This window comes from Pseudoxanthomonas suwonensis J47 (genome assembly GCF_000513955.1).
GTDB lineage: Bacteria > Pseudomonadota > Gammaproteobacteria > Xanthomonadales > Xanthomonadaceae > Pseudoxanthomonas > Pseudoxanthomonas suwonensis_C.
Genome location: NZ_AZUZ01000001.1, coordinates 226,543 through 252,726 on the forward strand (window position 1 = coordinate 226,543; position 26,184 = coordinate 252,726).

Annotated in this window: 28 protein-coding genes and 1 pseudogene; 4 read left to right on the forward strand and 25 right to left on the reverse strand. The window is 71.4% G+C overall.

Annotation, left to right across the window (positions count from 1 at the left end; all coding sequences use genetic code 11):
* Positions 1–21: 21 nt before the first annotated feature.
* The 4 genes from murU to M503_RS0101015 form a co-directional block, all read right to left on the reverse strand.
* On the reverse strand, positions 22–717 hold the full coding sequence (murU, locus tag M503_RS0101000; RefSeq protein WP_028918597.1) for an N-acetylmuramate alpha-1-phosphate uridylyltransferase MurU: 696 nt from the start codon (positions 715–717) through the stop codon (positions 22–24).
* Positions 714–1,730 carry an aminoglycoside phosphotransferase family protein gene (locus M503_RS0101005; protein WP_028918598.1) on the reverse strand — a complete coding sequence of 339 codons (1,017 nt, stop codon included), beginning with the start codon at positions 1,728–1,730 and terminating at the stop codon, positions 714–716. Before M503_RS0101005 ends, murU begins: the two co-directional genes overlap by 4 nt.
* Positions 1,731–1,896: 166 nt before the next feature.
* Complete coding sequence (locus M503_RS0101010) at positions 1,897–2,166, reverse strand: GlsB/YeaQ/YmgE family stress response membrane protein (RefSeq protein ID WP_037060068.1); 270 nt, start codon at positions 2,164–2,166, stop codon at positions 1,897–1,899.
* Positions 2,167–2,308: 142 nt separating this feature from the next.
* Positions 2,309–3,814, reverse strand: coding sequence for a M20 family metallopeptidase (locus M503_RS0101015; RefSeq protein ID WP_028918600.1), 1,506 nt, complete (start codon positions 3,812–3,814; stop codon positions 2,309–2,311).
* Positions 3,815–4,022: 208 nt separating this feature from the next.
* Between M503_RS0101015 and M503_RS0101020 the strand changes: the two genes are divergently transcribed.
* Together M503_RS0101020 and M503_RS15365 are read left to right on the forward strand one after the other, a co-directional pair.
* A complete protein-coding gene (locus M503_RS0101020) occupies positions 4,023–4,391 on the forward strand; it encodes a ComEA family DNA-binding protein (RefSeq protein ID WP_024868210.1) in 369 nt (122 codons plus the stop codon).
* A 245-nt stretch (positions 4,392–4,636) separates the two neighbouring features.
* Positions 4,637–5,272 (forward strand): HutD/Ves family protein, encoded by a 636-nt coding sequence (locus M503_RS15365; RefSeq protein WP_051414075.1) that lies wholly within the window; start codon positions 4,637–4,639, stop codon positions 5,270–5,272.
* On the opposite strand, the gene M503_RS0101030 is transcribed toward M503_RS15365, so the two are convergent.
* The 15 genes from M503_RS0101030 to M503_RS15370 all read right to left on the reverse strand — a co-directional run bounded on the left by M503_RS0101030 (position 5,266) and on the right by M503_RS15370 (position 20,199).
* Positions 5,266–6,894, reverse strand: a complete 1,629-nt coding sequence (locus tag M503_RS0101030) for a sulfite reductase subunit alpha (RefSeq protein WP_051414077.1) — start codon at positions 6,892–6,894, stop codon at positions 5,266–5,268. The two genes, M503_RS15365 and M503_RS0101030, sit on opposite strands and share 7 nt — an antisense overlap.
* Positions 6,891–7,871, reverse strand: coding sequence for an FAD:protein FMN transferase (locus M503_RS0101035; protein WP_028928063.1), 981 nt, complete (start codon positions 7,869–7,871; stop codon positions 6,891–6,893). Before M503_RS0101035 ends, M503_RS0101030 begins: the two co-directional genes overlap by 4 nt.
* A 14-nt stretch (positions 7,872–7,885) precedes the next feature.
* On the reverse strand, positions 7,886–8,749 hold the full coding sequence (locus M503_RS0101040) for a DUF4198 domain-containing protein (RefSeq protein ID WP_028928064.1): 864 nt from the start codon (positions 8,747–8,749) through the stop codon (positions 7,886–7,888).
* Between the two features lie 22 nt (positions 8,750–8,771).
* A complete protein-coding gene (locus tag M503_RS0101045) occupies positions 8,772–9,281 on the reverse strand; it encodes a DUF2271 domain-containing protein (RefSeq protein ID WP_024868215.1) in 510 nt (169 codons plus the stop codon).
* 13 nt (positions 9,282–9,294) lie between these two features.
* On the reverse strand, positions 9,295–9,996 hold the full coding sequence (locus M503_RS0101050; RefSeq protein WP_081720889.1) for a PepSY-associated TM helix domain-containing protein: 702 nt from the start codon (positions 9,994–9,996) through the stop codon (positions 9,295–9,297).
* A 56-nt stretch (positions 9,997–10,052) separates the two neighbouring features.
* On the reverse strand, positions 10,053–12,518 hold the full coding sequence (locus M503_RS0101055) for a TonB-dependent receptor domain-containing protein (protein ID WP_028928065.1): 2,466 nt from the start codon (positions 12,516–12,518) through the stop codon (positions 10,053–10,055).
* Between the two features lie 119 nt (positions 12,519–12,637).
* Positions 12,638–13,072, reverse strand: coding sequence for a hypothetical protein (locus tag M503_RS0101060; protein ID WP_028928066.1), 435 nt, complete (start codon positions 13,070–13,072; stop codon positions 12,638–12,640).
* Positions 13,073–13,290: 218 nt separating this feature from the next.
* The gene (locus M503_RS0101065; RefSeq protein ID WP_028918607.1) at positions 13,291–13,623 is read right to left on the reverse strand and encodes a non-heme iron oxygenase ferredoxin subunit; all 333 of its coding nucleotides are present in this window, start codon (positions 13,621–13,623) and stop codon (positions 13,291–13,293) included.
* Positions 13,620–14,162: a GNAT family N-acetyltransferase gene (locus M503_RS0101070; protein WP_028928067.1), complete on the reverse strand. Its 543-nt coding sequence runs from the start codon at positions 14,160–14,162 to the stop codon at positions 13,620–13,622. Before M503_RS0101070 ends, M503_RS0101065 begins: the two co-directional genes overlap by 4 nt.
* A gap of 37 nt (positions 14,163–14,199) precedes the next feature.
* Entirely contained in the window at positions 14,200–15,468 is a 1,269-nt protein-coding gene (locus tag M503_RS0101075) for a cysteine desulfurase (RefSeq protein WP_037060072.1), read from the reverse strand.
* Complete coding sequence (gene sufD / locus M503_RS0101080) at positions 15,465–16,772, reverse strand: Fe-S cluster assembly protein SufD (protein ID WP_028918610.1); 1,308 nt, start codon at positions 16,770–16,772, stop codon at positions 15,465–15,467. The genes M503_RS0101075 and sufD overlap by 4 nt, the downstream gene beginning before the upstream one ends.
* Positions 16,772–17,536: a Fe-S cluster assembly ATPase SufC gene (sufC, locus tag M503_RS0101085; RefSeq protein WP_024868223.1), complete on the reverse strand. Its 765-nt coding sequence runs from the start codon at positions 17,534–17,536 to the stop codon at positions 16,772–16,774. The genes sufD and sufC overlap by 1 nt, the downstream gene beginning before the upstream one ends.
* Positions 17,537–17,586: 50 nt before the next feature.
* Positions 17,587–19,065 carry a Fe-S cluster assembly protein SufB gene (sufB, locus tag M503_RS0101090; protein WP_028928069.1) on the reverse strand — a complete coding sequence of 493 codons (1,479 nt, stop codon included), beginning with the start codon at positions 19,063–19,065 and terminating at the stop codon, positions 17,587–17,589.
* 16 nt (positions 19,066–19,081) lie between these two features.
* Positions 19,082–19,546 carry an SUF system Fe-S cluster assembly regulator gene (locus tag M503_RS0101095; RefSeq protein ID WP_024868225.1) on the reverse strand — a complete coding sequence of 155 codons (465 nt, stop codon included), beginning with the start codon at positions 19,544–19,546 and terminating at the stop codon, positions 19,082–19,084.
* Between the two features lie 77 nt (positions 19,547–19,623).
* Positions 19,624–20,199 carry a hypothetical protein gene (locus M503_RS15370; RefSeq protein ID WP_081720890.1) on the reverse strand — a complete coding sequence of 192 codons (576 nt, stop codon included), beginning with the start codon at positions 20,197–20,199 and terminating at the stop codon, positions 19,624–19,626.
* 198 nt (positions 20,200–20,397) lie between these two features.
* On the opposite strand from M503_RS15370, the gene M503_RS0101105 reads away from it, so the two are divergent.
* Positions 20,398–20,865, forward strand: coding sequence for an SET domain-containing protein (locus M503_RS0101105; RefSeq protein WP_024868227.1), 468 nt, complete (start codon positions 20,398–20,400; stop codon positions 20,863–20,865).
* Positions 20,866–20,869: 4 nt separating this feature from the next.
* On the opposite strand, the pseudogene M503_RS15375 reads toward M503_RS0101105, so the two are convergent.
* The 6 genes and pseudogenes from M503_RS15375 to M503_RS0101135 all read right to left on the reverse strand — a co-directional run bounded on the left by M503_RS15375 (position 20,870) and on the right by M503_RS0101135 (position 25,174).
* Positions 20,870–21,454, reverse strand: a pseudogene (locus M503_RS15375) (DUF1439 domain-containing protein).
* 141 nt (positions 21,455–21,595) lie between these two features.
* The gene (locus M503_RS0101115) at positions 21,596–21,898 is read right to left on the reverse strand and encodes a DUF3861 family protein (RefSeq protein ID WP_028918614.1); all 303 of its coding nucleotides are present in this window, start codon (positions 21,896–21,898) and stop codon (positions 21,596–21,598) included.
* Positions 21,899–22,003: 105 nt separating this feature from the next.
* Positions 22,004–22,588 (reverse strand): M23 family metallopeptidase, encoded by a 585-nt coding sequence (locus tag M503_RS0101120; RefSeq protein ID WP_024868230.1) that lies wholly within the window; start codon positions 22,586–22,588, stop codon positions 22,004–22,006.
* 120 nt (positions 22,589–22,708) lie between these two features.
* On the reverse strand, positions 22,709–23,113 hold the full coding sequence (locus M503_RS0101125; protein WP_028918616.1) for an HU family DNA-binding protein: 405 nt from the start codon (positions 23,111–23,113) through the stop codon (positions 22,709–22,711).
* 152 nt (positions 23,114–23,265) lie between these two features.
* Entirely contained in the window at positions 23,266–24,075 is an 810-nt protein-coding gene (locus M503_RS15380) for an alpha/beta hydrolase family protein (RefSeq protein ID WP_037060074.1), read from the reverse strand.
* Entirely contained in the window at positions 24,059–25,174 is a 1,116-nt protein-coding gene (locus M503_RS0101135; RefSeq protein WP_037060076.1) for a DUF3182 family protein, read from the reverse strand. The genes M503_RS15380 and M503_RS0101135 overlap by 17 nt, the downstream gene beginning before the upstream one ends.
* A 140-nt stretch (positions 25,175–25,314) precedes the next feature.
* On the opposite strand from M503_RS0101135, the gene M503_RS0101140 reads away from it, so the two are divergent.
* Entirely contained in the window at positions 25,315–26,181 is an 867-nt protein-coding gene (locus M503_RS0101140; protein WP_028918618.1) for an SDR family oxidoreductase, read from the forward strand.
* The last annotated feature ends 3 nt before the right edge of the window (positions 26,182–26,184 follow it).

The following is a 26,184-nucleotide window of genomic DNA, read 5'->3' on the forward strand; positions in this document are numbered from 1 at the left end:
CCGGCGGCCGAACCGTCGCAGTCAGCCCGCGCGCAGTTGCCGGTCCAGCGCCTGCAGCCGTTCCGGCGTGCCGACGTCGGTCCAGCGGCCGCGATGGTGTTCGCCGCTGGCCGCGCCGCGTGCCATCGCCGCGCGCAGCAGCGGGGCGAGGCGGAAGCGCGGCGGATCGCCGGGATCGCCATCGACGGTGTCGCGCCAGCCCAGCAGCAGCGAGGGGCGGTACACGCCGATCCCGGAGAAGGTGAGGCGTGCGCCGCCGTCGGCATGCACGCGGCCTTCGTCGTCCAGCACGAAATCGCCCTGGGGATGGTGTTCCGGGTTGTCGACCAGCACCAGGTGGGCATCGCCGGCCGGTTCCCGTGGCAGGCGGTCGAAGTCGTAGTCGGTCCAGATGTCGCCGTTCACCGCCAGGAACGGATCCTCGCCCAGCAGCGGCAGCGCGTGGAGGATGCCGCCGCCGGTCTCCAGCGGGGTGGGGCCTTCGTGGCTGTAGTGCAGGCGCAGGCCCCAGGCCGAGCCGTCGCCGAGGCGTCCGGGGAAGCGTTCGGCGAGCCAGGAGATGTTGACCACGACTTCGCGCACGCCGATCGCCGCCAGCTTCTCCAGGTGCCAGGCGATCAGCGGCTTGCCGCCGGCCTCGAGCAGCGGCTTGGGCGTGTGGTCGGTGAGCGGGCGCATGCGCTCGCCCAGCCCGGCGGCGAAGACCAGCGCCTTCATGCCGCCGCCTTCTTCGCGTCCAGCGCCGGGCGGATGCGGGCGTCGAGCAGGCGCCGCAGCGGTTCCAGCTGCGGATAGCGCGGCAGCACCTCGTCGAGGTAGGCGATGAAGCGCGGCACGTCGGGCAGGTAGCGGCTCTTGCCGTCGCGGTAGTGCAGGCGGGCGAAGATCCCGAGGATCTTCAGGTGGCGCTGCACGCCCATCCAGTCGGCATCGCGCAGGAAGGTGGCCAGCGCCGGCACCGGCAGGCCGGCGGCCGCGGCGCGCGCGTGGTAGCGCGCCAGCCAGCCGTCGACCCGCTCCAGCGGCCAGGACAGGAACGCGTCCTTGAACAGGCTCACCGCGTCGTAGGCGACCGGGCCGCGCACGCAGTCCTGGAAGTCGAGCACGGCCGGGCCGGGTTCCACCGGCATCAGGTTGCGCGGCATGAAGTCGCGGTGGACCAGCACGCGCGCCTGGCCGAGGGCGTTGTCCATCAGCCGGCGCTGCACCAGCTGCAGCGATTCGGCTTCGCCGCAGTCGAGTCCGATGCCGAGGTGACGTCCCAGGAACCATTCCTCGAACAGGCCGGCGTCGCGCTGCAGCAGCGCCTCGCCGAATTCGCCCATGCCCTCCGGCGGGGCGATCGCCTGCAGGCGCAGCAGCTGGCCGACGGCGGCATCGAACCAGGCGTCGGCGTTGCGCGCGTCGATCACTTGGGCGAGGGTGGGGCCGCCCAGGTCTTCCAGCAGCAGGAAGCCGAGCTCGACGTCGCGCGCGAGCACCTGCGGCACGCGCACGCCGCCGCCTTCAAGCAGGTCGCGCATGGCCAGCCAGGGGCGCACGTCCTCCAGCCCCGGCGGGGAATCCATCACGATGCGGCTGGGGCCGCTGCCCTGGCTGCGCCAGTAGCTGCGGAAGCCGGCATCGACCGAGGCGCGTCCCAGCGTGGCATGCGGATCGCCGAGCGCGCCGCGGGCCCAGTGGAGCCGCTGCGTCTCGCGTCCGGAAGCCGCCTGTTCGTCGCTGGCCATGCCGCAGCCCTGGTGCCTGTGTGTGGATGCACAGGGTAAACCGGGGTGCCCGCGCGCCGCGAGCGGCAGCGCGTGGAGCAGCGGGAACGCCAGCGGTTCCTGCAAGCCCCCTCGCGCTAGGAGGAAGCCCCGCGCGATGGCGGGGCTTCCTGTCTCGCGTCCGGCCTCAGGCCTTCTTCCTGCGAAGCACTCCGTAGAGGAACAGGAGCACGATCGCGCCGACCACCGAGGCGATGAAGCCGGCCGGCTCGCCCGGTTCGTACCAGCCCACCAGGCCGCCGATGTACCAGGCCAGCAGCGCGCCGCCGATGCCCAGGATGATTGTCCAGAACAGGCTGAGCTTGTCGTTGCCCGGCTTGATTGCCCGGGCCAGCAGTCCCGCGATGAGGCCGATGAAGATCGTCCAGATGATGCCGCCACCAAAGATCTGTTCCATTCGCAGACTCCGGTTTGGGGATGTGGGGGCGCGGCCAGCGTAGCGCAGCGGCGCCCGGGGGGCGAATGCGGCTCCGCCAGCCCGGAAAAGGAAAAGGCGCCGGGGTAGACCGGCGCCTTTCCTTCAACAGCCGAAGCGTGGCTCAGCAGCAGCCGTGGCCGCCATGCTGTTCGCCGCCGGCCACCGCGCCCACCCCGGTGGTCTCGCCGCGGACGCTGGCCTGGTAGTGCTCGGCGATCACGTGCGACACGCACTGGGTGACCTTCTTGCCCATCGGGATGTGCAGGAACTCGTTCGGGCCGTGCGCGTTGGAGTGCGGGCCCAGCACGCCGGTGATCATGAACTGCGCGCCCGGGAACTTCTCGCCGAGCATGCCCATGAACGGGATCGAGCCGCCTTCGCCCATGTACATCGCCGGCTTGCCGAAGGCCGCCTGCGAGGCCGCCTCGATCGCCCCGGTCAGCCACGGCGACTGCGCCGGCGCGTTCCAGCCCGAGGAGGCCTTCTCCAGCTCCAGCTCGACCTTGGCGCCGTTCGGCGGATCCTTCAGCAGCACTTCCTGCAGCAGCTCGCCGGCGCGCTTGCCGTCCAGGGTCGGCGGCAGGCGCAGCGACAGCTTCACCGCGGTGTGCGGGCGCAGCACGTTGCCGGCCGAGGACAGCGCCGGCATGCCGTCGACGCCGGTCACCGACAGCGCCGGGCGCCAGGTGCGGTTGAGCACCAGCTCGGTGAGGTCGTCGGACATGGGCTTCATGCCCTCGAGGAACGGGAACTTGTCGAACACCTCGTCGCCCAGCACCGCGGCGACCTTGCCGGCCTGCTCCAGGCGTTCGGCCGGGATCTCGACGTACAGGCCGTCGACCTTGATCCTGCCCGTGTTCTCGTCCTCCAGCCGCGACAGCAGCTGGCGCAGCAGGCGGAAGCTGGACGGGACGATGCCGGAGGCGTCGCCGGAGTGGACGCCTTCGCTGAGCACCTTCACCGTCAGGTTGCCGCCGGCCAGGCCGCGCAGCGAGGTGGTGCACCACAGCTGCTCGTAGTTGCCGCAGCCCGAGTCCAGGCACACGACCAGCGACGGCTTGCCGATGCGCGGGGCCAGGTGGTCGACGTAGGCGGGCAGGTCGTAGCTGCCGGATTCCTCGCAGGCCTCGATCAGCAGCACGCAGCGCGCATGCGGCACGCCCTGCTTCTGCAGCGCCTGGATCGCGGCCAGCGAGCCGAAGATCGCGTAGCCGTCGTCGGCGCCGCCGCGGCCGTACAGGCGGTCGCCCTTCAGCACCGGCTTCCACGGACCCAGGTCCGGATCCCAGCCGGTCATTTCCGGCTGCTTGTCGAGGTGGCCGTACAGCAGCACGGTGTCGTCGCCGGCGTCCTTGCCGCTGGCCGGCACTTCCACGTAGATCAGCGGGGTACGGCCTTCCAGGCGGACCACCTCGACCTGCAGGCCGGGGATGTCCTGCGCCCGGGCCCAGTCCTCCATCAGGCGGACGGCGGCGTCCATGTGCCCGGCGGCCTGCCAGTCCTTGTCGAACATCGGCGACTTGTTGGGGATGCGGATGTATTCGACGAGCTGCGGAACGATGTCGTCGTCCCACTTGGAGGAGAGGTAGTCGGCCGCAGCCTGCGGATCGAGCCGGTTGGCTTCCATGGTGTTCCCAGCGTGTAACGGAGAGACGGACATTCTACGCCCCGGCCCCTGGCGGGAAATTTCCTACAGGTGAACGGGGCGGCTTCCCGCGCGACGGCGCGCCCTCGGCCGATGGCCCGGCGCCGGCGCGTGCGGGAAGCTGCCGACACCGGCGCGCGGGGCACGAGGCCCGGCCGGTCCACCACCCATCCAGACAAGGAGCGTTGCCATGAAATCCGTTTCCCTCCTGCTCAAGTCACTGCTGCTGTCGCTGCTGCTGGTCGTGGCCGGCGGCGCGCTGGCCTCCGACACCGTCGACATCAACACCGCCGATGCGGCGACCCTGGAGAAGGTCCTGGTCGGGGTCGGCCCGTCCAAGGCCGTTGCCATCGTCCAGTACCGTGAAGAACACGGCCCGTTCAAGAGCGCGGACGAGCTGGCCAACGTCAAGGGCATCGGCCTGAAGACCGTCGAGCGCAACCGCGACCTGATCACGGTCGGCGAGGCCGCGCCGGCGGCCAAGCCTGCGCAGCCCGCCGCCGAGGCCAAGGGGGGTGCCGCGCAGGGTGCAGCCCCGGCGCCGGTGGCGCGGCGCTGAGCTGGCCGGTTTCCCGCGCCGCCTGCGTCTTCTGACCCGCAGGCCTGCGAAGGATGCAGGGACCCACCGCGCCGTTCGGGCGCGCAGGGGCAGGCAGGGAGCCACGGCACCGGATCGCGCAGGGACGCGCCTCCGGTGCCGGTCTGCCGGCTCCACGCTTCGCGTGGACCACAGCGCCAAGCAGGCCTCCACGCCGGCGCGTGGGGGCTCGCGGGATCCGTCGCCGCCTGGGGCACAATGGGTGCATGAGCGAACCTGGCGTCCTGCCCATCCCGGCCACGGAATACCGCCGCGCGCGCTGGCGCAACGGCCGTGGCTGGACCCGCGAGATCCTGGCCCTGCCGGGCGATCCGGACTGGAACCTCCGCCTGTCCATAGCCGAGCTCGACGTGGTGGCGGACTTCTCGCCTTTCCCGGGGCTGCGGCGCGAACAGCTGCTGCTGTCCGGCAATGGCCTGCGCCTGCACTTCGACGATGGCGAGACGCGCGAGCTGCTGCCGCCGCACCAGCGCGCCCATTTCGATGGCGCGCGCCCGGTGACCGGCATCCCGGTGGACGGTCCGGTGCAGGTGTTCAACCTGATGTGGCGGCCGCCGGCGCTGGCCGCAGCGCTGTTCCATCGGCCGCTGGTCGGCACCATGCTGTGCTTCTGCGATCCGCACACGGCGTGGGCGGTGCATGTGCTCGCCGGCTCGGCGCGTATCGGCGAGGGCGGTCGCGAGCTCGCCCTGGCCCAGGGCGACAGCGCCTGGCTGCCGCCCAGCGCGGACGGACGCCGGGGCCATGCGATCGACGGCGCCGGCGCGCTGCTGCTGGTCCAGGTGGAATGGCCGGAGGGCGGGACGCCACCGGCCATGGAGGTCGCCGGCTTCGGTCAGTAGACGTCGCGGCGGTAGCGGCCTTCGGCGCGCAGGGCGTCGCGGCGTTCCTCGCCCAGCACCTCGGCCAGCACCGCATCGACTGCTGGCGCCATCCCGGTGGCGTTGCCGCAGACCAGGATGGCGGCGCCGCGGTCCACCCATTCGCGCAGCAGGTGGGCGGCGGCGCGCAGGCGATGCTGCACGTAGGCCGGTTCGGGGCCGCGGGACCACGCGAGGTCCACGCGGTCCAGCCAGCCCTCGGCCTGCCAGCGCTGCAGGTCGGCGTCGTAGTAGCGGTCGTGGTCCGGGCTGCGTTCGCCGAACAGCAGCCAGTTGCCGCGCGCGCCGGCGGCGACGCGGGCCTGCAGGTGCGCGCGCAGGCCGGCGATGCCGGTGCCGTTGCCGACCAGGATCAGCGGCCGGTCGAAGGGCGGCGGCCGGAAGCCGGGATTGGCGCGCAGGCGCAGGTCGATGGCCTGGCCGGGGGCGACACCCTCGCATAGCCAGCCGCTACCCAGTCCGGGACGGCCGTCGGGGTGGGCCATGCGCCGCACCAGCAGGCGCAGGCAGCCTTCGCCGGGAACCGAGGCGATCGAGTACTCGCGGTGCGGCAACGGCGCCAGCGCGTCGACCAGTGACTGCGGCGCCAGCCCGGAGACGGTGTCCGCTGCGGGCAGCTGCAGGCGCGAGAGCGCCTGCGCCAGCGGTTCGCGGACGCCGGCGCGTTCGACCGGCTGCGTACCGTCCAGGCCGAGCCGGTCGAGCAGTGCCTGCACCTGGGCAGGCAGGTGGCGCGGACCGATTTCGACCACATCGCCGGCCTGCCACTCCGGCAGCGCGCCATCGGCGGGTTGCAGGGCGAGGTCGAATACCGGCGCGCCAGGACTGCCAGGATTGAGGCAGCTGCGCGACTGCAGGATCCAGGGGGCGTAGGCCGGCGGTGTCCAGTCCGGCAGTTCGTCCATGCCACCGATCCGGCCCAGTTCGTACTGCCAGTGGCGCAGCGCGGCCTGGTCGGCGTTGTCGACCTCGACGCGGTCGTACAGCGGCCGTGCTCCGCAGGCGCGCAGCCACTCGTCCAGCTGGCGGCCGAAGGCGCAGAAGTCGCTGTAGCTGCGGTCGCCCAGCGCCAGCAGCGCGTAATCGAGGTCCAGCGCCGGCGCATGCGCCATCGTGCTGCGCAGGAAGGCGATGGCGTGGTCCGGCGGGTCGCCCTCGCCGGTGGTGCTGGCCACGAACAGGGCGCGGCGCGTGCCTGCCAGCAGGTCCGCATCCACCGCTTCCAGCGGGACCACCCGCACCGCGGTGCCGGAGTCGCGCAGCAGCGCCGCGCTGCGTTCGGCCAGCTCGCGGGCGAAGCCGGTCTGGCTCGCCCAGCAGACCAGCAACGGTGCTTCGCCCTCCGCCGCTGCGACTTCCGCGATGCGGTTCCTGCGCAGGAACAGCGCCGACACGACCAGCCACGCCAGCAGCGTGATGCCCGCCAGCCACCAGCGGCGCGGACGCGGCGCGGCCAGCCACCAGGCGTCTCCGTGCAGCGGCAGCAGCAGCAGCGCCGCCAGCACCAGCACGCAGGCGACCAGCAGGTTGGCGGCCAGCGACCAAGGGAAGACGCCGGATGGGCCGCTCGAAGTGCTGCTCATGCCTGCACCAGCCGGGCGGCGAAGGCGTCGGTCATCGCTTCGCGCAGCCTGCCGGCTTCGCGGATGACGAAGCGCGCGGCCAGGTCGTGGTTGCGTGCGAACTCCAGGCCGGCCTGCGCGCCCATCACCGTCAGCGCGGTAGCCCAGGCATCCGCGTGCATGGCATCGGTTGCGACCACGGTGACCGCGACGGCGGCATCGGCAACCGGGATGCCGGTGCGCGGATCGATGGTGTGCGCGTAGCGGCGCCCGTCCTGCTCGAAGCGGTGCCAGCGGTCGCCGGAGGTGGCCACCGCCGCGTCCTCCAACTGCAGCACGCGCGGCGGCATCGCCTCGAGGTCGGCCTGTTCGTCGGCCGCCGACTCGACCAGCACGCGCCACGGCGTGCCGTCGGGCTTGCGCCCGAAGGCGTGGATCTCGCCGCCCACTTCCACCAGCGCGGCCCCGATGCCCCCGGCGCGCAGGTGCGCGGCGACCAGGTCGGCGCCGTAGCCCTTGGCGATCGCGGACAGATCGAGGCGCAGCCCGCCCGGCTGCAGCAGCTCGCGTCCATTGGCGCGGCGCTGCAGGCGCTGCCAGCCGCAGCATTCGCGCGCCTGCGCGATCCCGGCCTCCGCCGGCACACGCCGCGGCGTACCGGCGCTGCCGAACCCCCACAGGTCGACCAGCGGCCCGAGGGTGGGATCGAAGGCGCCGTCGCTGGCCGCGGCCACTTCCAGCGCGCAGTCGAGCACGGTGGCGAATTCCTGTGGCAACGCGATCCAGCTGCCGGCGGCCGCGTCGCGGTAGCGGCTGATGTCCGAGTGCGCTTCCCAGGTGCTCATCTGCGCCACCACCCGGTCCAGCTGCGCCTGGATGCCGGCGTGGATCGCATGCAGGTCGGCCCGGGCGCGCGCCAGCAGGCGCACGCTCCAGGTCGTCCCCATGGTCTGGCCACCGAGGGTCGCCAGATCCGCGGCGGCCGCCGTCGGCTGCATCGCGTCGCGTCCGCTTACTGCGGCAGCACTTCCAGTGTCGCCACGTACATCAGGCGGCGCTTCGTCGCCTGCGGCACGCCGGACTTCGCGTCCTCGCTGGACACCTCCAGCCAGTAGCGGCCCGGCTGCGGGAAGGTGACGGTGAAGCTGCCGTCCGCGCCGCTGGTCGCCCTGATCTCTTCCTGGGCGTTGCGGAAGCGCGTGTCGCCGCGGACCACCTCGACGTCCAGGCCGGCGGCCGGCTTGCCGTCGACGTGCAGGACGAACTTCGCCTCCTCGCCCTCGAACAGGTCGTTCGGGTGGGTGAGCGGGACCAGCTCCAGGCCTTCGCCGACCGGCTCGACGTCGGTGGTGCGGCCGTTGGTGACGAAGGTCTCCACGCGGCCGATGGTTTCGGTGACCTGCAGGTTCTTCGCGTCGGCCGGGATCTTCGTTGCCAGTTCCTCGGGCGTGGCGTTGCGCAGGAAGCCGCCGCGCGGCGCGCCCGGGCCGGTGGTCGGCTTGCCCTCGGCCCTGGCCTTTTCCTTCGCCGCCAGGCTCGCGGCGGTATCCCAGCTGGCCGACACGCCACGGTTGACGTTGGCGACGCGGTAGGTGCCTTCCTGCGCCAGGCGCAGGTCGAAGGTGCTGCGGTACTTGCCGGTGCTGGCGTTCTGCAGTTCCACCTTGCTGCCATCGGGCGCGGTGGCGACCACGTTGTCCAGGCGCATCGGCACGTGGTCGGGGAAGAACAGCTGGTTGGAAACGGCGCCGTCGAAGGTCACCCAGACCTCCTTGCCGTTGACCGTGGCCTGCGAGGGTAGCAGCCACTGCTTGTGCGCGGCGGCGGGGAAGGACAGCGCCAGCGCGAGGGCGACAACGAACGCTTGCTTCTTCATGCGGGTACTCCGGGGAAGATGGTTACTTGATCGACAGGCCGACGGCGCCCAGTTCGCTGCTGCCCCGGGCCTTGCCGGACTGCGGCTTGCCGTTCCACTCGAAGGGGATCTTCAGCAGTTCGCGGCCGCCGACCTCGCGCACGGCCTCTACCACCAGGGTGTACTGGCCGGCCGGCAGCCTGCCCAGCTGCGGGCTGCGTTCGTCGAACTTCAGCACGTGCCGGCCGACCGGACGGGTCGGGCCGGTTACGCCGTCCACCGGCAGGTCCAGGTTGCGGCCGGACTTGCGCCACCACTGGCGCAGGTCGGGCAGCCACTTGGTGCCGTGGCCCTCGGCGGTGTCCTTCTGCTGGTACCAGACGGCCAGGTTGGCCGCGACCTTCTGGTCGGCGCCCTCCAGCCAGATCGCCACGTAGGGGCGGTGATACTCGGCGACGTTGAGCTTGGGGATCTCGACGTCGACCTCGAGCTCGGCGGCGTAAGCCGGGAGCGTCAGCAGGCCGCTCACCGCGAAGAACAGCTTGGCGCGCATCGGTTGGACCTCGTCAATGGATGAAAAGCAGGGCCAGCAGCACCGGCACGACCAGGCCCAGGCCGACCAGCGGCCAGGTCAGGCGGCGCTGCCGCGCATGCAGGTGCAGCAGGAACAGCCCGGTGATGCAGAACACCAGGCAGGCGATGGCGAACACGTCGATGAACCAGCCCCAGGCCGGTCCCGCGTTGCGACCCTTGTGCAGGTCGTTGAAGTAGGAGACCCAGCCGCGGTCGGTGCGTTCGAACTCCACCGCGCCGGTTTCGCGGTCGATGCTCAGCCAGGCGTCGGCGCCGGGCGCGGGCATGGAGACATAGGCTTCCTCCGGCGACCACTCGGCCGGGCGGCGGCCGACCGGCACGTCCAGCGTGTCGTCGAGCCAGCGTGCCACCGGTTCCGGCAGCGGGGCGTTGCCGTCCTCCGGCGCGGCGGCCAGCGCTTCGAGCAGCGGCGCCGGCAGCTCCAGCACGCGGTTGTCGACCGTGGGCCTGGCCTCGATCCGCGCGGCGTGGTTGAGGGTGATGCCTGTGGCAGTGAACAGCAGCATGCCGACCAGGCACGCCGCCGAGCTGATCCAGTGCCACTGGTGCAGGGTGCGCAGCCAGAAGCCGCGGCGCTGCTGGGCGGAAACGGGATCGTGGCGGGAAGTGGCAGGCACGGGCACGCGGTCGTCAGGGGTCGCCCAGTATAGGGGATCGATGAGAACTGTTCTCATTGTTCCCGGTAACGCGCCGCGGCCCGGGCGGTTGACCGCACGGGCCGCGTACCGCGTCAGAAGCGGAGGTTGAGGCTCAGCCAGAAGCTGCGCGCCTTGTCCTTGTTGTTGTAGTCGTCGAAGTAGAGGACTTCGTTGCTGCCGTCGAGGTAGGTGCCGTCCCCGTCCAGGTCGCGGAACTCGGTGGCGTAGGTGGTGAAGTCGCGGTCGAGCAGGTTGTTGATCCGCGCGTTCACCGTCAGCGTGTCGTTGACCTCGAACGAACCGCCCAGGTGCAGGACGGTGTAGTCCTTGTAGTACAGCGGCTCGCCGGTGATCGCGTGCACGCCGCGGTAGCGCTTCGCGCGTGATTCGGCGGTGAGGAACAGATGCAGCCGGTCCGAGGCCTGCCAGTCGAAGGTGGCGTTGGCCATGTGCCGGGCGCTGTCGCCCAGCGGCAGGCCGGTCTCGGCGCCGCTGCGCTGCTCGCTGTCGGTGTAGGTGTAGTTGGCGCGCAGGCCGAACGCGTCGGCGACCTGCCAGCGGCCGGACACCTCGGCGCCCTGGATCACTACCTTGTCGATGTTCACCGTGCGGGTGCTGTTGGCGTAGCCGAGCTCGGCGTACTCGCCGGTGGCGCTGCACGGCTGGGCGAGGCCGTTGCCGCAGGGCTGCGACGAGATCTTGTCGTCGAAGGTGTTGCGGAACACGGTGGCGTTGAAGTCGTGGCCGTCGGGGTGGTGCCAGTACACGGCCAGCTCGTAGCTGGTGCTGGTCTCCGGCTTGAGGTCCGGGTTGCCGAACATCGGCGAGGTGCCCTGGCCGCCGAAGCCGACCACGCCGTCGTACAGCTGGGTGGTCTTGGGTGTCTTGAAGCCGGTGCTGGCGCCGCCCTTGAACGTCCAGCGGTCGCTGGCGGTATAGACCGCGTACAGGCGCGGACTGACGTGGCTGCCGAACACCTGGTGGTCGTCGTAGCGCAGGCCGGCGGTGAGCGACAGCGGTTCGAGCACCTTCCAGGTGTCCTCGGCGAACAGCGAGTACATGTTGTGCTCCTGCACGCCGCCGGGCTGGCCGGCCTCCATGCCGAACACGCCGTCGGTCAATTCGCCGCGGATCACCTGCGCGCCGACCACCGCCACGTGCTCGCCGGCGGCCTGGAACGGGATTTCGAGCTTTCCGTCCAGGGTGTACTGCGCGCTTTCCAGGGTGCGCTGCGGGCGTGGGAGGTAGGCCAGCAGCTGCCGGTACTGCTCCGGGGTGAGGTTGGCCTGCATGATCGCCAGCTTCTGCGCCTCGGACTGGTTGTTCCAGGCATTGGCGTTGCGGAAGCCGATCGCGGCCGACGGCGCGCAGTAGCCGCTGGCGCCGACGCTGCCGCCGAGGCTGGTGCAGGCGGCGTTCCACAGCTGCTGCAGGCTCTTGCGCTCGTCAACGGTGAACGGCAGGGTGCGGCCCTTGTTGCTGGTCTCCACGTGCGACAGCGAGACGAAGCTGTTGCCGAAGCTCCACTGGCCCTCGTGGGTCAGCGACCAGCTGTCGCGGGTGAATTCCTGGGTCGGCGCGTAGCCGGCGCGCGGCTCGATGCGGCCGGTGTTGCCGATGCGCAGCATCGCGCCGTGGTTGTCGACGGTGCCGACCGGATATTCCTCGACGCCGGCGTCGTTGATCTTGATCGCGTTGTCGTATTCCTGGCGCGAGACGTCGTAGTCGAAGGTGACGGTCTGGGCGTCCGACGGCGTCCAGGCCAGGCTGATGCCGCCGGCCTTGTTGGTGTTGTCGACGGTCTTGCCGCCGCCGCCGAAGCCCAGGGCGCGGCTGTGCACCTCGCCGGCCGGGTCGACCACGTCGCCGTAGGTCGGGTTGGAGGCGTCGCGCCGGTACCAGCTGCCGCGCGCGGCAAGGTCCAGCACGCCCCGCACCAGCGGACCGGTGACGAAGAAGTCGGCGGTGGTGTCGTCGCCGTAGTCGCTGTTGCCCTCGAAGGTGCGGCCGACGGTGACCGAGCCGGACCAGCTGTCCAGGCCCTTCTTCGTGATGATATTGATGACCCCGCCCATCGCGTCGGCGCCGTACAGGGTCGACATCGGGCCGCGGATCACCTCGATGCGCTCGATCGCGTCCAGCGGCGGGATGTGGTTGAACTGGTTGCCGCCGAAGGAGTTCGGGTAGATGTCGCCGTGGTTGTTCTGGCGCTTGCCGTTGATCAGGATCAGCGTGTAGTCCGCGCCCATGCCGCGGATCGAGATCGTGCCCTGGCCGGTCTTGTCGCGGGTCTCGCCGATGTCCACGCCCTCCAGGTCGCGGACCGCGTCCAGCAGGGTGATGTAGGGGCGCCTGGCCAGGTCTTCGGGGGTGATCACGCTGATGCTGGCCGGGGCGTCGGTGAGCTTCTGCTCGAAGCCGGCGGCGGTGACCACGACGGTGGCGAGGTCGACCGGCTCGCCGGCCGGGTCTGGATCGGCCTTCGCCAGCGGGGCGGCCAGGATGGCAGCGAGGGCGACGGCAAGGGCGGCGGAACGGAACGGATAGGGCTGCGACATGGTGGTAGTAGTCCGGGGTTGGGCGCGCACGGCAGCCTGGCGACCAGCTGGGTCGGCGGCGCGCGGGTGCGTTGCTGGGAAAGCGGGATGCCCTGGCGTATGCGGGGGCGGTAAGCAGGTCAGCCCGTGGGCGGTGCCTGGCCTGGATGCAGGTGCAGGGCGGGATCCAGCCGCAGCAGGCCGGCGAATGCCGGAACGGGGGGCGGGTGCGGACTGGCGGGCGGCAGGCACGCGGCGGAATGCCAGGCGGGCGGCGTAGCCGCAGTCTCCGTGGAGGACGGCTGGAGGGCGGCCCCGGGGCGCGGCTTTCCCGCGGGCGACAGGGGATCAGCGACACCGCCGTGGGCGTGGCCAGCAGGGGGCAGGACCAGATCGAAAGTGATCGCCCGCATCTGCGGCGCGGGACGGGCCGCCGCCACCATGGCGGCAGGGGCCTGGCCGGCGAACAGGAGCCAAGCGGACAGCAGCGCCAGCGCCAGGCCTGCCAGCGCCGCGCGGGCGCGATACGCCACGTCCCGGGCGGGGCAGGAGTCGATTGGGCGGTGCTGGTTCAAGCGTTCCCCACAGGTACGGCCAGGCCGAACGTGAATAGCTTAAACAAGAATAGTTATCAAATGCAATCGAGGATGGATCCTGTTCCGCCGGCGGCGGGACCGTGCCCGTCGTCCGGAGCGGAGGAAGGGCGGGAGGACGGACAGGCATGGCCGTCCGGCGCCGCATGCGGCGCCGGAGTCGTGCATTTACTGGCAGGCGCCTGCCGGCACCGGGAGAATCAGCCGCGGTCGTCGCGGGTCCAGACGCCGCCGTGCTCGAGCTTCACCGGGAACTTGGGCACCGGCGAATAGGCGGGCGCGCAGAGCGCGCGCCCGTCGCGCAGGTCGAAGCGGGCGCCGTGCAGCACGCATTCGATGCTGCCCTCGGCCGGGTCGACCACGCCGGAGGACAGTTCGAAGTCCTCGTGGCTGCAGCGGTCCTCCAGCGCGTAGAACTCGCCATCCAGGTTGACCACCAGGATCGGGGTGCCGGTGACCTCGTCGAAGACCGGGCGCATCTCGCCGGGCAGCAGTTCGCTGGTGGCGCAGACGAAGGTCCAGGTCCCGTTCATGCCACGGCCTCCTGGCGCAGCGGCTTCTCCAGCACCTCGAAGCGCAGGTCGTCGCGCAGCGGGATGCCGAAGCGCTCGTCGCCATAGGGGAAGGGCTTGAGGATCCCGGTGCGGACGTAGCCGCGGCGCTGGTAGTACGCGATCAGCGTGTCGCGCACGTCGATCACGGTCATGCGCATGGCCGGCAGGCCCCAGTCGGCCGCGGCGATACGCTCGGCCTCGGCGATCACCGCCTTGCCGACGCCGCCGCCCTGCAGGTCGGGGCGCACGGCGAACATGCCGAAGTAGCCGGCGCCGTCCTCCTCGGCCACGTGGGCGCAGGCCAGCAGTTCGCCATCGCGCCCGGCCAGCAGGACGACGCTGCGCGGGCGCGCCAGGTCTTCCGCCAGTACCTCGGGATCGATCCGCTGGCCGTCGAGCAGGTCGGCCTCGGTGGTCCAGCCCCGGCGGCTGCTCTCGCCGCGGTAGGCGGAGGTCACCAGGGCGACGATGGCGGGGATGTCGGCGGAGGTGGCGTGGCGGAACGTCAGCGGAGTCATGGACGGCGTATGCGAGTGGAACGATGCGGCTGGCCGGTCAGCCCAGCAGCCGGCGCACCTTGACCAGGGCGGCGGCGAAGCGGTCGATCTCGTCGTGGGTGTTGTAGAAGGCCAGCGAGGCACGCAGCGTGGCCGCTACGCCGAAGAACTGCAACAGCGGGTGGGCGCAGTGCTGGCCCGAACGCACGGCCACGCCCTCAAGGTCGAGCAGGGTGGCCAGGTCGTGCGCGTGCGCGCCTTCGACCAGGAACGAGATCACCGCCGCCTTGCCCGGCGCGGTGCCGAAGATGCGCAGCCCCGGGATCGCCTGCAGCGCCTCGGTGGCGTGGGCCAGCAGCTCGGACTCGCGCGCGGCGATGGCGTCCATGCCGACCGACTCGAGGTAGTCCACCGCCGCGCCCAGGCCGACGAAGCCGGCGATGTTCGGCGTGCCGGCCTCGAACTTGTGGGGCGGGTCGTTGAACACGGTGCCGTCGAAGCTGACTTCCTTGATCATCTCGCCGCCGCCGATGAACGGCGGCATCGATTCCAGCAGGTCGCGGCGCGCCCACAGCGCGCCGGTGCCGGTGGGGCCGCACATCTTGTGGCCGGTGATGGCGTAGAAGTCGCAGCCCATCGCGGCCACGTCCAGCTTCAGGTGCGGCGCGGCCTGGGAGCCGTCGACCACGGTGGTGATGCCGCGGCGGCGCGCCTCGCGGCAGATCTCGCGCACCGGGTTGACCGTGCCCAGCACGTTGGACACATGGGCCACGGCCAGCAGCTTCACCTCGCCGGTCATCGCCTTGTACAGCGCGTCCAGGTCGAGCTGGCCGTCGGGCAGGATCCCGGCGACGCGGATCGTGGCGCCGGTGCGCTGGGCGACCAGTTGCCAGGGCACGATGTTGGCGTGGTGTTCCATCCGCGAGACCAGGATCACGTCGCCGGCCTTCAGCCGCGGCAGCGCCCATGAATAGGCGACCAGGTTGATCGCGAAGGTGGTGCCGCTGCACAGCACCAGCTCTTCCGGACGGACGTTGAGGAAGCGCGCCAGCTTGCCGCGCGCGGCCTCGTAGGCCTCGGTCGCCTCGGTGCCCAGCGCGTGCACCGCGCGGCTGACGTTGGCGTTGTGGCGGCGGTAGAACTCGTCCTGCGAGGCGATCACCTGCAGCGGCTTCTGCCCGGTGTTGGCGTTGTCCAGGTAGACCAGCGGCTTGCCGTGCACCTCGCGCATCAGCAGCGGGAAGTCGGCGCGGACGCGGTTCCAGTCCACTCCGCCCTCGTGGTTGCCCAGCGCGGCATCGTGGACGGCCGCCGGCAGCGTGCTCATGCGGTTTCTCCCAGGGTCAGGGCCGTGGCCAGCGCCGCGTCGAGGCGGGCCAGCAGGAACTGGCGCAGGCCGTCGTCCTCCAGCGCCATCAGCGGTTCGCGGCAGAAGGCCACGGTCAGCAGGCGCCGCGCCTGCGCCTCGGGCAGGCCACGCGAGCGCAGGTAGAACAGCGCGTTGGCGTCGAGCTGGCCGACGGTGGCGCCGTGTGCGGCCTTGACCTCGTCGGCGTCGATCACCAGCACCGGCTGGGCGTCGACTTCGGCGTCGGCCGACAGCAGCAGGTTCTTGGTCGACAGCGCCGCGTCGGTGCCGTCGGCGCCGGGGCGGATGTGGATGCCGCCGTGGAACACGACGCGGCTGCGGCCTTCGCCGATGCCGCGCCAGACCAGCTCGCAGGCGGTGTCGCGGGCGATGTGCTCGATGCCCAGGCGGGTGTCGACGTGGCGGCGGCCGTCGCCCAGCAGCACGCCGTTGGCGACCAGCTGCGCGCCGTTGCCTTCCAGGCGCACGTTGAGTTCGTGGCGGCTGAGCGCGGCGCCCAGTTCCAGGTCGATGCGCTGGTAGCGCGCGTCGCGGGCCAGCACCGCGTCGGTACGGGCGAACAGGCTGGCGCGGGCGGCTTCGTCCTGGACGCGGGCGTGGCGCACCACGGAGCGCTGGCCCAGGTGCAGGTGCAGCACCGCGGTGCCGAGGTTGGCGTGGTCGCCGGCGGCCAGCTGGTGCTCGACGATGTCCAGGCGGGCGTCGTTGTGCAGTTCGACGAAGTGGCGCAGGTGCCAGGCGCGGTCGCCGGCCTGGGCGGCGCCAATGCTCACCAGGTGCAGCGGCGCGGTCGCGTGCACGCCGGTCTCCAGGCGCACCACCGCGCCGTCCTCGGCGAGGGCGGCGTTGGCGCGGGCGAAGACGTCGGCGCGCTGCTCGTAGCGGCGCAGCAGGAAGTTGGCGTCGCGCGGCTCGCCATGGACCAGCACCTGCGACAGCGCCTGCACCTCGATGCCGGCGGGCAGGCCGGACAGGTCGCTCAGCGCGGCGTCGTGGCGGCCGTTGACGAAGACCAGGCGCGGCGCGGGGATACCGGCCAGCAGCGCCGGGTCGATCGCCGCCGGCGCCGGGTCGGGCGCGGCGAAACTGCGTCGCTCGAGGGCGCGCAGCGGCGTGTACTTCCAGGCTTCCTCGCGCGGGCCGGGCAGGCCGTCGGCGAGCAGCGCCTCCAGCGCCTGGCGGCGGCCGCGGCCCAGCTGCTGGGCCTCGGCGTCGCGCAGGTCCGCGAACGCGTCGCGGAACGAATCCAGCAGTGCGGACATCAGCCCACCGCCTCCGGCGCGATCCGGTCCTTCAGCCAGGCGTAGCCGTGCTTCTCCAGTTCCAGCGCCAGTTCCGGCCCGCCGGTCTGGACGATGCGGCCGTCGGCCAGCACGTGGACCACGTCCGGCCTGATGTAGTCGAGCAGGCGCTGGTAGTGGGTGATCACCAGGAAGGAGCGCTCGGGCGTGCGCAGCGCGTTGACGCCGTCGGCGACGGTCTTCAGCGCGTCGATGTCCAGGCCCGAGTCGGTCTCGTCGAGGATCGCCAGCTTCGGCTCGAGCACGGCCAGCTGGAAGATCTCGTTGCGCTTCTTCTCGCCGCCGGAGAAGCCTTCATTGACGCCGCGGTGGAGCAGCTCGTCCTTCAGGTGCAGCACGGCCAGCTTCTCGCGGACCAGCTTGAGGAACTGCATCGAGTCCAGCTCGGACTGGCCGCGCGCCTTGCGCTGCGCGTTGAGCGCGCTGCGCAGGAAGTAGGTGTTGTTCACCCCCGGGATCTCGACCGGGTACTGGAAGGCCAGGAACAGGCCGGCGGCGGCGCGCTCCTCCGGTTGCAGCTCCAGCAGGGGCTGTTCTTCGAACTGGACCGAGCCGGCGGTGACTTCGTAGCCCTCGCGGCCGGCCAGCACGTTGCCCAGGGTGGACTTGCCGGCGCCATTGGGGCCCATGATGGCGTGCACCTCGCCCGGCTTCACTTCCAGCGACAGGCCCTTGAGGATTTCCTTGCCGGCGACGCTGGCGTGGAGGTTTTCGATCTTCAGCATGGGATTGGGGATTCGGGATTGGGGATAGGGATCCGGAGAAGGCGGCGGCCTCAGCCGACGCTGCCTTCAAGGGACACTTCCAGGAGCTTCTTGGCCTCGACCGCGAACTCCATCGGCAGCTCGCGGAAGACCTGCTTGCAGAAGCCGTCGACGATCAGCGAGACCGCGTCTTCCTGCGAAATGCCACGCGAGCGGCAGTAGAACAGCTGGTCGTCGCTGATCTTGGAGGTGGTGGCCTCGTGCTCGACGGTGGCGCCGGGGTTCTTCACCTCGATGTAGGGGAAGGTGTGGGCGCCGCACTGCTTGCCGATCAGCAGGCTGTCGCACTGGGTGTAGTTGCGCGCGCCGTCGGCATTGCGGTCGACCTTCACCAGGCCGCGGTAGGTGTTCTGGCCGCGGCCGGCGCTGATGCCCTTGCTGACGATCTTCGACTTGGTGCGCTTGCCGACGTGGATCATCTTGGTGCCGGTGTCGGCCTGCTGGCGGTGGTGGGTCAGCGCCACGGAGTGGAACTCGCCCACCGAGTCGTCGCCCAGCAGCACGCAGGACGGGTACTTCCAGGTGATGGCAGAGCCGGTCTCCACCTGGGTCCAGGTCACCTTGCTGCGCGCGCCGCGGCACTCGGCGCGCTTGGTCACGAAGTTGTAGATGCCGCCGCGGCCTTCCTCGTCGCCGGGGTACCAGTTCTGCACGGTCGAGTACTTGATCTCGGCGTCGTCCAGCACCACCAGCTCGACCACCGCCGCGTGCAGCTGGTTCTCGTCGCGCATCGGCGCGGTGCAGCCCTCCAGGTAGGAGACGTAGGCGCCTTCCTCGGCCACGATCAGGGTGCGCTCGAACTGGCCGGTATGGCCGGCGTTGATGCGGAAATAGGTGCTCAGCTCCATCGGGCAGCGCACGCCCTTCGGGATGAACACGAAGCTGCCGTCGGAGAACACGGCGGAGTTGAGCGCGGCGAAGTAGTTGTCGCCGTGCGGCACCACGCTGCCGAGGTACTTCTTCACCAGCTCCGGATGCTCGCGGATGGCCTCGGACATCGAGCAGAAGATGATGCCTTTCTCGGCCAGCTCCTTGCGGAAGGTGGTGCCGACGGACACGGAGTCGAACACCGCGTCCACGGCCACGCCGGCCAGCTTGGCGCGCTCGTGCAGCGGCACGCCCAGCTTGTCGTAGGTATCCAGCAGCTCCTTCGGCACCTCGTCCAGCGAGTTGTACTTCGGGCCCTTGGGCGCGGAGTAGTAGCTGATGGCCTGGAAGTCGATCGGCGCGATCTGCAGCTTGGCCCAGTGCGGCACCGGCATCTGCAGCCAGCGGCGGTAGGCCTCCAGGCGCCAGTCGGTCATCCACTGCGGCTCGTCCTTCTTCGCCGAGAGCGCGCGGATCACGTCCTCGTCCAGGCCCGGGGGCAGGGAGTCGGACTCGATCTCGGTGACGAAGCCGGCGTCGTAACGGCGGCCCAGGCGCTCGAGGATCTCGGCGTTCTGCACCGGCGCTTCGGCGGTGGTGGGGGTTTCGGTTTCGGTGGCCATGGGCTGCCTACGGGTTTCAGCTGTCGACGCGCACGGCGATCTCGCGCCGGCGCGTGGTCGGGGGTTGGGAAGCGGGAGGGAGGGGGCGCAGCATCTGCGCCAGGGTGACGCCGCGCAGGGCGTCGGCGACCACGTCGTTGATCAGCCGCCAGTTGCTGCGCACGCCGCACTGGTGGGCGATGCCGCAGTTGCTCTCGTGCTGGCTGCATTCGGTCATCGCCAGCGGCCCTTCCATGGCCTCGACGATCTCGATCAGGCTGATCCGGTCGGCGTCGCGGCTCAGGCGGTAGCCGCCATGGACGCCGCGCAGGCCTTCGACCAGCCCGGCCTGGGCCAGCGGCTTCAGCAGTTTGCTGACGGTGGGCTGTTCCAGCCCGGAATACTCGGCCAGGTCGGCCGCGCTCAGCACCTGGCCCGGCCGTGCGGCGAGCACGGTCAGGACCACGGTGGCGTAGTCGGTCAGTTTGGTGACACGGAGCATGGCGGGGCGGGTTTGAAAGCGTACCGAAATTGTACGCTTTCGCCGCCGCCCGGCCAACTCCGGGGGTCAGGCGGGCTTCAGTCGGCCTCGGCGCCGGCCGCCGCGGTGGCCCCCGCGGGCGCTTCCGGCATCACCAGGGCCAGCACCGGCGGCGGCGCGGTCTGGCCCGGCGGCAGCGCCGGCGGCGCCTTCTCGCCGGCCGGACCCAGGTCGCGGATGAAGCGGTACAGGGCGCGGCGGTCCTCTTCGGTCATCGCGCGCAGGTTGAAGTCCGGCATCAGCGGCCGCGCGCGCAGGTGGGCGCTGTACTCCAACCACTGCGCCTCGGTCAGCTCCTGCATGCGCAGGCGCAGGTTGGTCGCATAGGTGGTGCCCCAAGGGCCGGTGTAGCCGAGGGGGGCGGAGCCGACCAGCCACTGCTCCTTAGGCACCTCGCCCTGGGCTTCGCCATAGCCGGGCGTGTGGCAGTCGTTGCAGCCGGCGATCCGGACCAGGTACTCGCCGCGCGCGACGAGGTCGACATCGGTGGCGGCCTGCGGCACGGCGGCGGCCGTGGCCTCCGCGGTGGCGCCGCCGCAGGCGGCGAGCAGGGGCAGGACGGGCAGGAGCAGCAGGAGCACGCGCAGCGCGTGCCGGGACAGGGCGAACGGCATGGTGGAACCTTGCGGGTGGTGGACGTTGGGCGATTTGAACGCCGGCCGCGGCGGCACCCGGACAGCCGGAAGCCATGCCGTGGCGAGGGTCACCCTGACTTCCGGCACGACCGTCACGCCCCTCCGGGGGCCGGGCTTGGGTTGTGGAGGTGCATGGGCGAGAATCGGCCTTTCCCCCCGCCAGCCACTGGAACCCCGATGCCCCGCAAGATCGTCGCCCGCAAGTCGCCCATCCACGGCAACGGCGTGTTCGCCGCGATGCCGATCCGCAAGGGCGAGCGCATCATCGAGTACAAGGGGCGCCGCCGCACCCACGAGGAGGTCGACCAGGACAGCGGCGGGGACGTGGAAAGCGGCCACACCTTCCTGTTCACCCTCAACGACGACTGGGTGATCGACGCCAGCTACGAGGGCAACGACGCGCGCTGGATCAACCACAGCTGCGACCCGAACTGCGAAGCGCTGATCGACGAGAACGAGGACGGCGACACCCGCAAGGACCGGGTGTTCATCGAGGCGATCCGCGACATCGCCCCGGGCGAGGAGCTGACCTACAACTACGGCATCACCCTGGCCGAGCGGCACACGCCGCGGCTGAAGAAGATCTGGGCCTGCCGCTGCGGCTCGCCCAGGTGCACCGGCACGATGCTGCAGCCCAAGCGCTGAGCGCTCAGGGCGCCGGCGCGGCCATCCCGACCTCGCGGTCGAAGGTGACCACCAGGCGCCCGTCCTCGATGCCGGCCGATTCCACCTGCATCCCGCCCAGCAGCGCGGCGATGGCCGGGTCGATCCGGTACACCGGCTCGGACGCCGCGTAGTCGGCCAGCTACGCGTTGAGCAGCGCCTGGGTCTTCGCGTCCAGGCCTTCGCCGCCCGTGGCGGGATGGAAAGCCTCGACCCGCGGCTGGTCGAGGAAGAACGCCTGCCGCGCGGCGTCGTAGCGCAGCGCGCTGCTGAGGTCGGCACGCCCCATCGGTACTGGTGCGCCGCCCATCGTCGCCAGGGCCAGGTCCAGCGAAAGCCGCATCCGCGAGCCGGGCGGGATCTCCAGCTGCGGCCGGCTGGCGGTGACTTCGACCAGCCCGCCCAGCGCGTCCCGCGTCACCGGGAAGCGCCCCTCCAGGAACAGCCGCGCATCCTCGGCGCCGACGCTGACCCGGCGGCCGTCCACCTGCGGCGCGGCCGCGGTGGGCAGGGCACCGGCCAGGGCGAGGCAGGCGCAGAGCAACCAGGGCAGGGAAGGACGCGATCGCATGGGCAGGCTCCGTCGGGGGACGGGCCATGATGGCCGCGGCGCGGCTGGACGCAGGGTGAAGCGCGGCCAGCCGGGAGCGCCAGGGAGGCCGAGGACATCCGCGCGAGGCGCGGCGAGCCGAGGCGCGGCAGGGCCCCGGGATCAGGCGGTGCGCGGGCTGATCCGGGCCAGCAGCTTTTCCAGCGGCGCGCGCAGTTCGGCGAGCGGGTCGTCCGGGATGTCGCGGCGGGTGCGGGCCAGCGCGTCGAGCAGGCGCGCGCCGACGACCAGGGCGATGCGTTCGTCGCCGCTGTAGCCGGGCAGGCGCTGGGTGTTTTCGATCATGCGCATCCAGTCTTCGCCGCAGGCCTGCTCGAACTCGATGCTGCAGCGGCCGCTGCAGGGCAGGCCGTCGCGTTCGACCGGGGTGACGGTGACCCGGTAGCGTTTGGGAGTGGAAGCCATGGTGGAACGGTCTTGCGGAGGGGATGACCACACCATAGGCCCGGCCCCCCCGCCAGGACGAGGGCCATGGCCACGATGGACCGTTCCACGCCGGCGGAATGCCGTTCAGTGGCTGGCACGCAACCGTGGCAGCGGGTCGATGGCGCCCTCACTGCCGTAGATGCCGTAGTGCAGGTGTGGCGGGGTGGTACGGGCGTTGCCGGTATTGCCCACCGTGCCCAGCGGCGTGCCGGGCTGGACGATGTCGCCTTCGGCCAGGCCCGGGGCCCAGTCCTCCAGGTGCGCGTAGTAGTGGCGCTCGCCGCCTGGACCGAGGACCCAGACCTGGCGGCCGCCGAGTCCGCGGTCGGCGATCGTGCGGACCACGCCGCGGGTGGTGCTGGTCACCGGCGTGCCGCGCGCGGCGAAGATGTCCACGCCGGCATGGCTGCGCCCGCCGTCGCGCGGCGCACCGAAGGTGGCGGCGATGCGCCGGGCCTGTACGCCCTGCACCGGCACCGGGAGCGTCTCCGGCGGCGGCATCCGCGACAGCTCCCACAGCGTGCGTGGGGTGTCGAACAGCGGCTGCTTCCACGCCCACAGCGCGGCCAGCGCGAGCAGGCAAAGCAGGGCGACGGCGAGCAGCAGGCGGCCGAGCGATCGAAGCAGGCGGATGGCCGGGCGCCTACGCCGGGGAGTCGGAGTGGCCATGCCACCAGTGTGGCGGCTGCCCCGCGCCGCCCGCGTGATCGGGCGCTGGCACACGGGACGCGGGCAAAAAAACGGGGCGGCATCGCTGCCGCCCCGCGGGAAAGCTGGGTGTCGCGCGACTTATGCCGCGGCGTCCTTGAGCTTCTTCAGCGGACGCACCTTGACCTTCACCGAAGCCGGCTTGGCGGCGAACCACTGCTCTTCCTTGGTGAACGGGTTGACGCCCTTGCGCTTCGGCTTGGCCGGAACCTTGACCGCGGTGACCTTGAACAGGCCTGGCAGGGTGAAGGCGCCAGCGCCCTTCTTGCTGATCGCGCCGGAGATGGCGCCCTCGAGCGAAGCCAGCACGGACTTGACGTCCTTGGCGGCGACGCCGCTGGCCTCGGCCAGGTGCTTGACCAGGGCGGACTTGCCCAGGACTTCCTTCAGCGGCTTGGCGGCAGCCGGAGCCGCCTTCTTCGGGGCGGCCTTCGCCGCTTTCGGCGCGGCCTTCTTGGCGGCCGGCTTCTTGGTGGTCTTCGCCATAACTTTCCTGTTCCGTTGGATTGGATGGTTTTGTTGACCGACGGCGTCGGCAACGCGAATGTAGGCCATGCGCGGCCGTCCGCCAAGGGGAAAATGCGGAAAAAACCCGGCAAACGCGCTCCGGGACGCCGACCGTCGCACCGGCTGGCCGGCTACCCCCTGCCGCCGGACTCGCCGGACTGGCGCATCCGCTTGCGTTCGGCGACCCGTTCGCTGGCCTCCCGCTCGCGCGCGCCAGTGACCATTTCCCGCAGCCAGCCGACCAGGACGTCGGTGTATTCCTTCTGCTGCGGCTTGCCGGAAAATGCGTGGTCGGCGCCGGCGATGCGGCGACGGGTGAGCGAGGACGCGGTGGAAAAGGCGTTGGCGTAGTTCTCGATCACCGCATGCGGCACGATCGGGTCGTGCTCGGCTTCCACCAGCAGCACGTCGCCCTGGAAGGCGCGCGCGGCGCGCAATGCCCGGTTCTCCTCCCATGCCACCTTGCGGCGGCGGAACGCGGCCAGGTCCGGGTCGTCGTGCAGGCGCCGCTTCGGCAGCTCCCAGCCTTCGTCCTTGTAGAGCGCCGGCGATCGCAGGGCCAGCCAGCGCACCGGGCGCAGCTCGGTCAGCAGGGCGGCCAGGTAGCCGCCGTAGCTGATCCCGACCACCGCCATCGAGCCGGCATCGACGCCGGGCCGCGCGGCGAACCAGTCGTAGGCCGACAGCAGGTCCTGCAGGTTCTGCGGGCGGCTCACCGTTTCCCACTGCGAGGCGGTGCTCTCGTGGCCGCGCAGGTCGAAGGTCAGGCAGACCGCGCCGATGCCGGCGACCTGGCGGGCGCGGCCCAGGTCGTGTTCCTGGCTGCCGCCCCAGCCGTGCACGAACAGCACGCCGGGGAAGGCCAGCGCCGGGTACATCACAGTGCCGCCGACGCGGTCGCCGTTGGTGCCGATCTCTACCGGATCAAGCCGGATCTGCATGCAACCTCCTCGCGGCCAGGGCGTATTTCAGCACCGGCCCGCTCGCCGCGGCAGGGTCGCTGAAGTGCACCTCGGCGCCGGCGGGCAGGTGCTCGGCCGGATCGTGGGATTCGTGGCAGGACACCTCCACCGCCAGCGGCGGATCGGCGCCGAGGAAGGCCGCCAGCGCCACCATCTCCGCCGGCGAGGCGCCGCCGACGCGCCAGGACTGTTCCAGCACGCCGCAGCGCCAGCGCCCGTCGCCGTCGTGGCCGCAGACCACGTCGTAGTTGCGGCGCGAGGCGAAGAAGCCGGGCCAGGTCGCCGCCACCGCGGCGTCGTAGCGGCGCGCCTGCCGCAGCGCGGCGCGCGCCGCGGGTGCCAGCGGCAGTTTCTCCAGCGCGTCCAGTCCGCCTTCGACGACGCTGAGCGCGGAGCCGCCGTACACCTCGTCGCCTTCGCGGTCGCGCACCTGGTGCTGGGTGCCCAGGTAGGCCAGGCGCAGGCCGCCGATGCGGACCTCGCCAACGCTGCAGGTGGTGGCGTCGGCGAGGTCCAGTTCCAGCACCACGCCGTCGTGGCGCACCCGTTCCGGGTCCAGCTCGGCCACGGTCATGCGCAGGGCCATCGCGTCGGCGACCCGGTACTGGCCGTGCCCACCGCGTGCTGCCGCCTCCTTGAGGCGGATCCCGCCACCGCCGAGCAGGCGCAGTCCGGCCGGGCCGATGTCGGCCGGTTCGAACACGCTGAAGCCGGGCAGCACCGCGTCGCCGAGCCGCGTGGCCAGGCCGTGGTCCCAGCCATGCGGGGCCAGCGCGCCGGCGCTGGGCAGGGGATGGGTGATGACCTTGCTGGCGACGAAGCCGTGCGGTACCACGCCGCCGAACAGGTCGCCCTCGCCGGCGATGCCCAGCGCCGCGGCCTGCGCCGAGGTCAGGGTGTCGTCGGGCACGAAGAACGCATCGGGCGGGGCCTCGCCGGGCCGGTATTCGCCGCCGTATTCCCACTCGAAGAGCGTGGCCAGCTGGCGTGCGATCCAGGCGTGCGTGGTCGCTTCGTGCGCGCAGCGCCCGCTGCGGGTGCTCAGGGTGAATACGGTGCGTCGCGTGCGGCTGGGCATGGCGGCGGCTTCCGCGTGGTGAACGCGCACGCTGCCGCGCCGGCGGTGAAACCACCGCGAAGGTCGCGGCCGCCGCGCACACGGTACGCCGACGCCGCCGCTCCTAGGCTTGGGGAGTTCCCGATGCGAAGGAGGCCGCCATGCCCGGCAAGAAGAAGATCAACCCGCCGCAGCGCCAGAAGCGCCAGCCGGGCGTGCAGTCGAAGATGAACCCGGAACCGCTCGTGATCCGCGACAGCTACCTGGGCAGCGGCAAGCTGCAGGGACGCGTCGCCCTGGTCACCGGCGGCGACAGCGGCATCGGCCAGGCGGTGGCCGTGCACTTCGCACGGGAGGGCGCGCGGGTGGCCATCGCCTACCTGTCGCCGCGCGAAGCCGGGGATGCCGAACGCACCGTGCGCATGATCGAGGAAGCCGGCGGTGAATGCCTGGCCGTGCGCGTGGACCTGCGCACGCCGGCGCGCTGCCGTGCGCTGGTGGAGCGGGTGGTGAAGCACTTCGGCCGGCTCGACGTGCTGGTCAACAACCACGCCCGCCAGTACCCGGTGGAAGAAGCCACAGAACTCACCCCGGAACGGGTGCGCGACACCTTCGCCAACAACCTGTTCTCGTTCTTCTACCTGGTCGACGCGGCGCTGCCGCACCTGCGTCGCGGCGCCAGCATCATCAACACCGGCTCGATCACCGGCGTGCGCGGCCACGCCACGCTGCTGGACTACGCCTCGACCAAGGGCGCGATCCACGCCATGACCTTCTCGCTGGCGCAGTCGCTGGCCGATCGCGGGATCCGGGTCAACGCGGTGGCGCCGGGCCCGATCTGGACGCCGCTGATCCCGGCCTCGTTCAAGCCGAAGGAGGTGGCCGAGTTCGGCTCGGACACGCTGATGCAGCGGCCGGGCCAGCCGGCGGAAGTGGCGCCGGCCTACGTCTACCTGGCCAGCGACGACGGCAGCTTCGTCACCGGCCAGGTGATGCACGTCAACGGTGGCAGCCGCACCGGGATGTGACCG

Coding starts and splice junctions, on each gene's coding strand:
- M503_RS0101095 (WP_024868225.1), bottom strand. CDS start 19,546: ATGCTCCGTGTCACCAAACTGACCGACTACGCCACCGTGGTCCTGACC.
- sufD (WP_028918610.1), bottom strand. CDS start 16,772: ATGTCCGCACTGCTGGATTCGTTCCGCGACGCGTTCGCGGACCTGCGC.
- M503_RS0101125 (WP_028918616.1), bottom strand. CDS start 23,113: ATGGCGAAGACCACCAAGAAGCCGGCCGCCAAGAAGGCCGCGCCGAAA.
- M503_RS15365 (WP_051414075.1), top strand. CDS start 4,637: ATGAGCGAACCTGGCGTCCTGCCCATCCCGGCCACGGAATACCGCCGC.
- M503_RS0101040 (WP_028928064.1), bottom strand. CDS start 8,749: ATGAAGAAGCAAGCGTTCGTTGTCGCCCTCGCGCTGGCGCTGTCCTTC.
- M503_RS0101010 (WP_037060068.1), bottom strand. CDS start 2,166: ATGGAACAGATCTTTGGTGGCGGCATCATCTGGACGATCTTCATCGGC.
- M503_RS0101020 (WP_024868210.1), top strand. CDS start 4,023: ATGAAATCCGTTTCCCTCCTGCTCAAGTCACTGCTGCTGTCGCTGCTG.
- M503_RS0101015 (WP_028918600.1), bottom strand. CDS start 3,814: ATGGAAGCCAACCGGCTCGATCCGCAGGCTGCGGCCGACTACCTCTCC.
- M503_RS0101140 (WP_028918618.1), top strand. CDS start 25,315: ATGCCCGGCAAGAAGAAGATCAACCCGCCGCAGCGCCAGAAGCGCCAG.
- M503_RS0101135 (WP_037060076.1), bottom strand. CDS start 25,174: ATGCCCAGCCGCACGCGACGCACCGTATTCACCCTGAGCACCCGCAGC.
- M503_RS15370 (WP_081720890.1), bottom strand. CDS start 20,199: ATGCCGTTCGCCCTGTCCCGGCACGCGCTGCGCGTGCTCCTGCTGCTC.
- M503_RS15380 (WP_037060074.1), bottom strand. CDS start 24,075: ATGCAGATCCGGCTTGATCCGGTAGAGATCGGCACCAACGGCGACCGC.
- M503_RS0101050 (WP_081720889.1), bottom strand. CDS start 9,996: ATGAGAACAGTTCTCATCGATCCCCTATACTGGGCGACCCCTGACGAC.
- M503_RS0101005 (WP_028918598.1), bottom strand. CDS start 1,730: ATGGCCAGCGACGAACAGGCGGCTTCCGGACGCGAGACGCAGCGGCTC.
- M503_RS0101070 (WP_028928067.1), bottom strand. CDS start 14,162: ATGACTCCGCTGACGTTCCGCCACGCCACCTCCGCCGACATCCCCGCC.
- sufC (WP_024868223.1), bottom strand. CDS start 17,536: ATGCTGAAGATCGAAAACCTCCACGCCAGCGTCGCCGGCAAGGAAATC.
- M503_RS0101065 (WP_028918607.1), bottom strand. CDS start 13,623: ATGAACGGGACCTGGACCTTCGTCTGCGCCACCAGCGAACTGCTGCCC.
- M503_RS0101105 (WP_024868227.1), top strand. CDS start 20,398: ATGCCCCGCAAGATCGTCGCCCGCAAGTCGCCCATCCACGGCAACGGC.
- M503_RS0101045 (WP_024868215.1), bottom strand. CDS start 9,281: ATGCGCGCCAAGCTGTTCTTCGCGGTGAGCGGCCTGCTGACGCTCCCG.
- murU (WP_028918597.1), bottom strand. CDS start 717: ATGAAGGCGCTGGTCTTCGCCGCCGGGCTGGGCGAGCGCATGCGCCCG.
- M503_RS0101120 (WP_024868230.1), bottom strand. CDS start 22,588: ATGGCCACTCCGACTCCCCGGCGTAGGCGCCCGGCCATCCGCCTGCTT.
- M503_RS0101035 (WP_028928063.1), bottom strand. CDS start 7,871: ATGCAGCCGACGGCGGCCGCCGCGGATCTGGCGACCCTCGGTGGCCAG.
- M503_RS0101115 (WP_028918614.1), bottom strand. CDS start 21,898: ATGGCTTCCACTCCCAAACGCTACCGGGTCACCGTCACCCCGGTCGAA.
- sufB (WP_028928069.1), bottom strand. CDS start 19,065: ATGGCCACCGAAACCGAAACCCCCACCACCGCCGAAGCGCCGGTGCAG.
- M503_RS0101075 (WP_037060072.1), bottom strand. CDS start 15,468: ATGAGCACGCTGCCGGCGGCCGTCCACGATGCCGCGCTGGGCAACCAC.
- M503_RS0101055 (WP_028928065.1), bottom strand. CDS start 12,518: ATGTCGCAGCCCTATCCGTTCCGTTCCGCCGCCCTTGCCGTCGCCCTC.
- M503_RS0101030 (WP_051414077.1), bottom strand. CDS start 6,894: ATGAGCAGCACTTCGAGCGGCCCATCCGGCGTCTTCCCTTGGTCGCTG.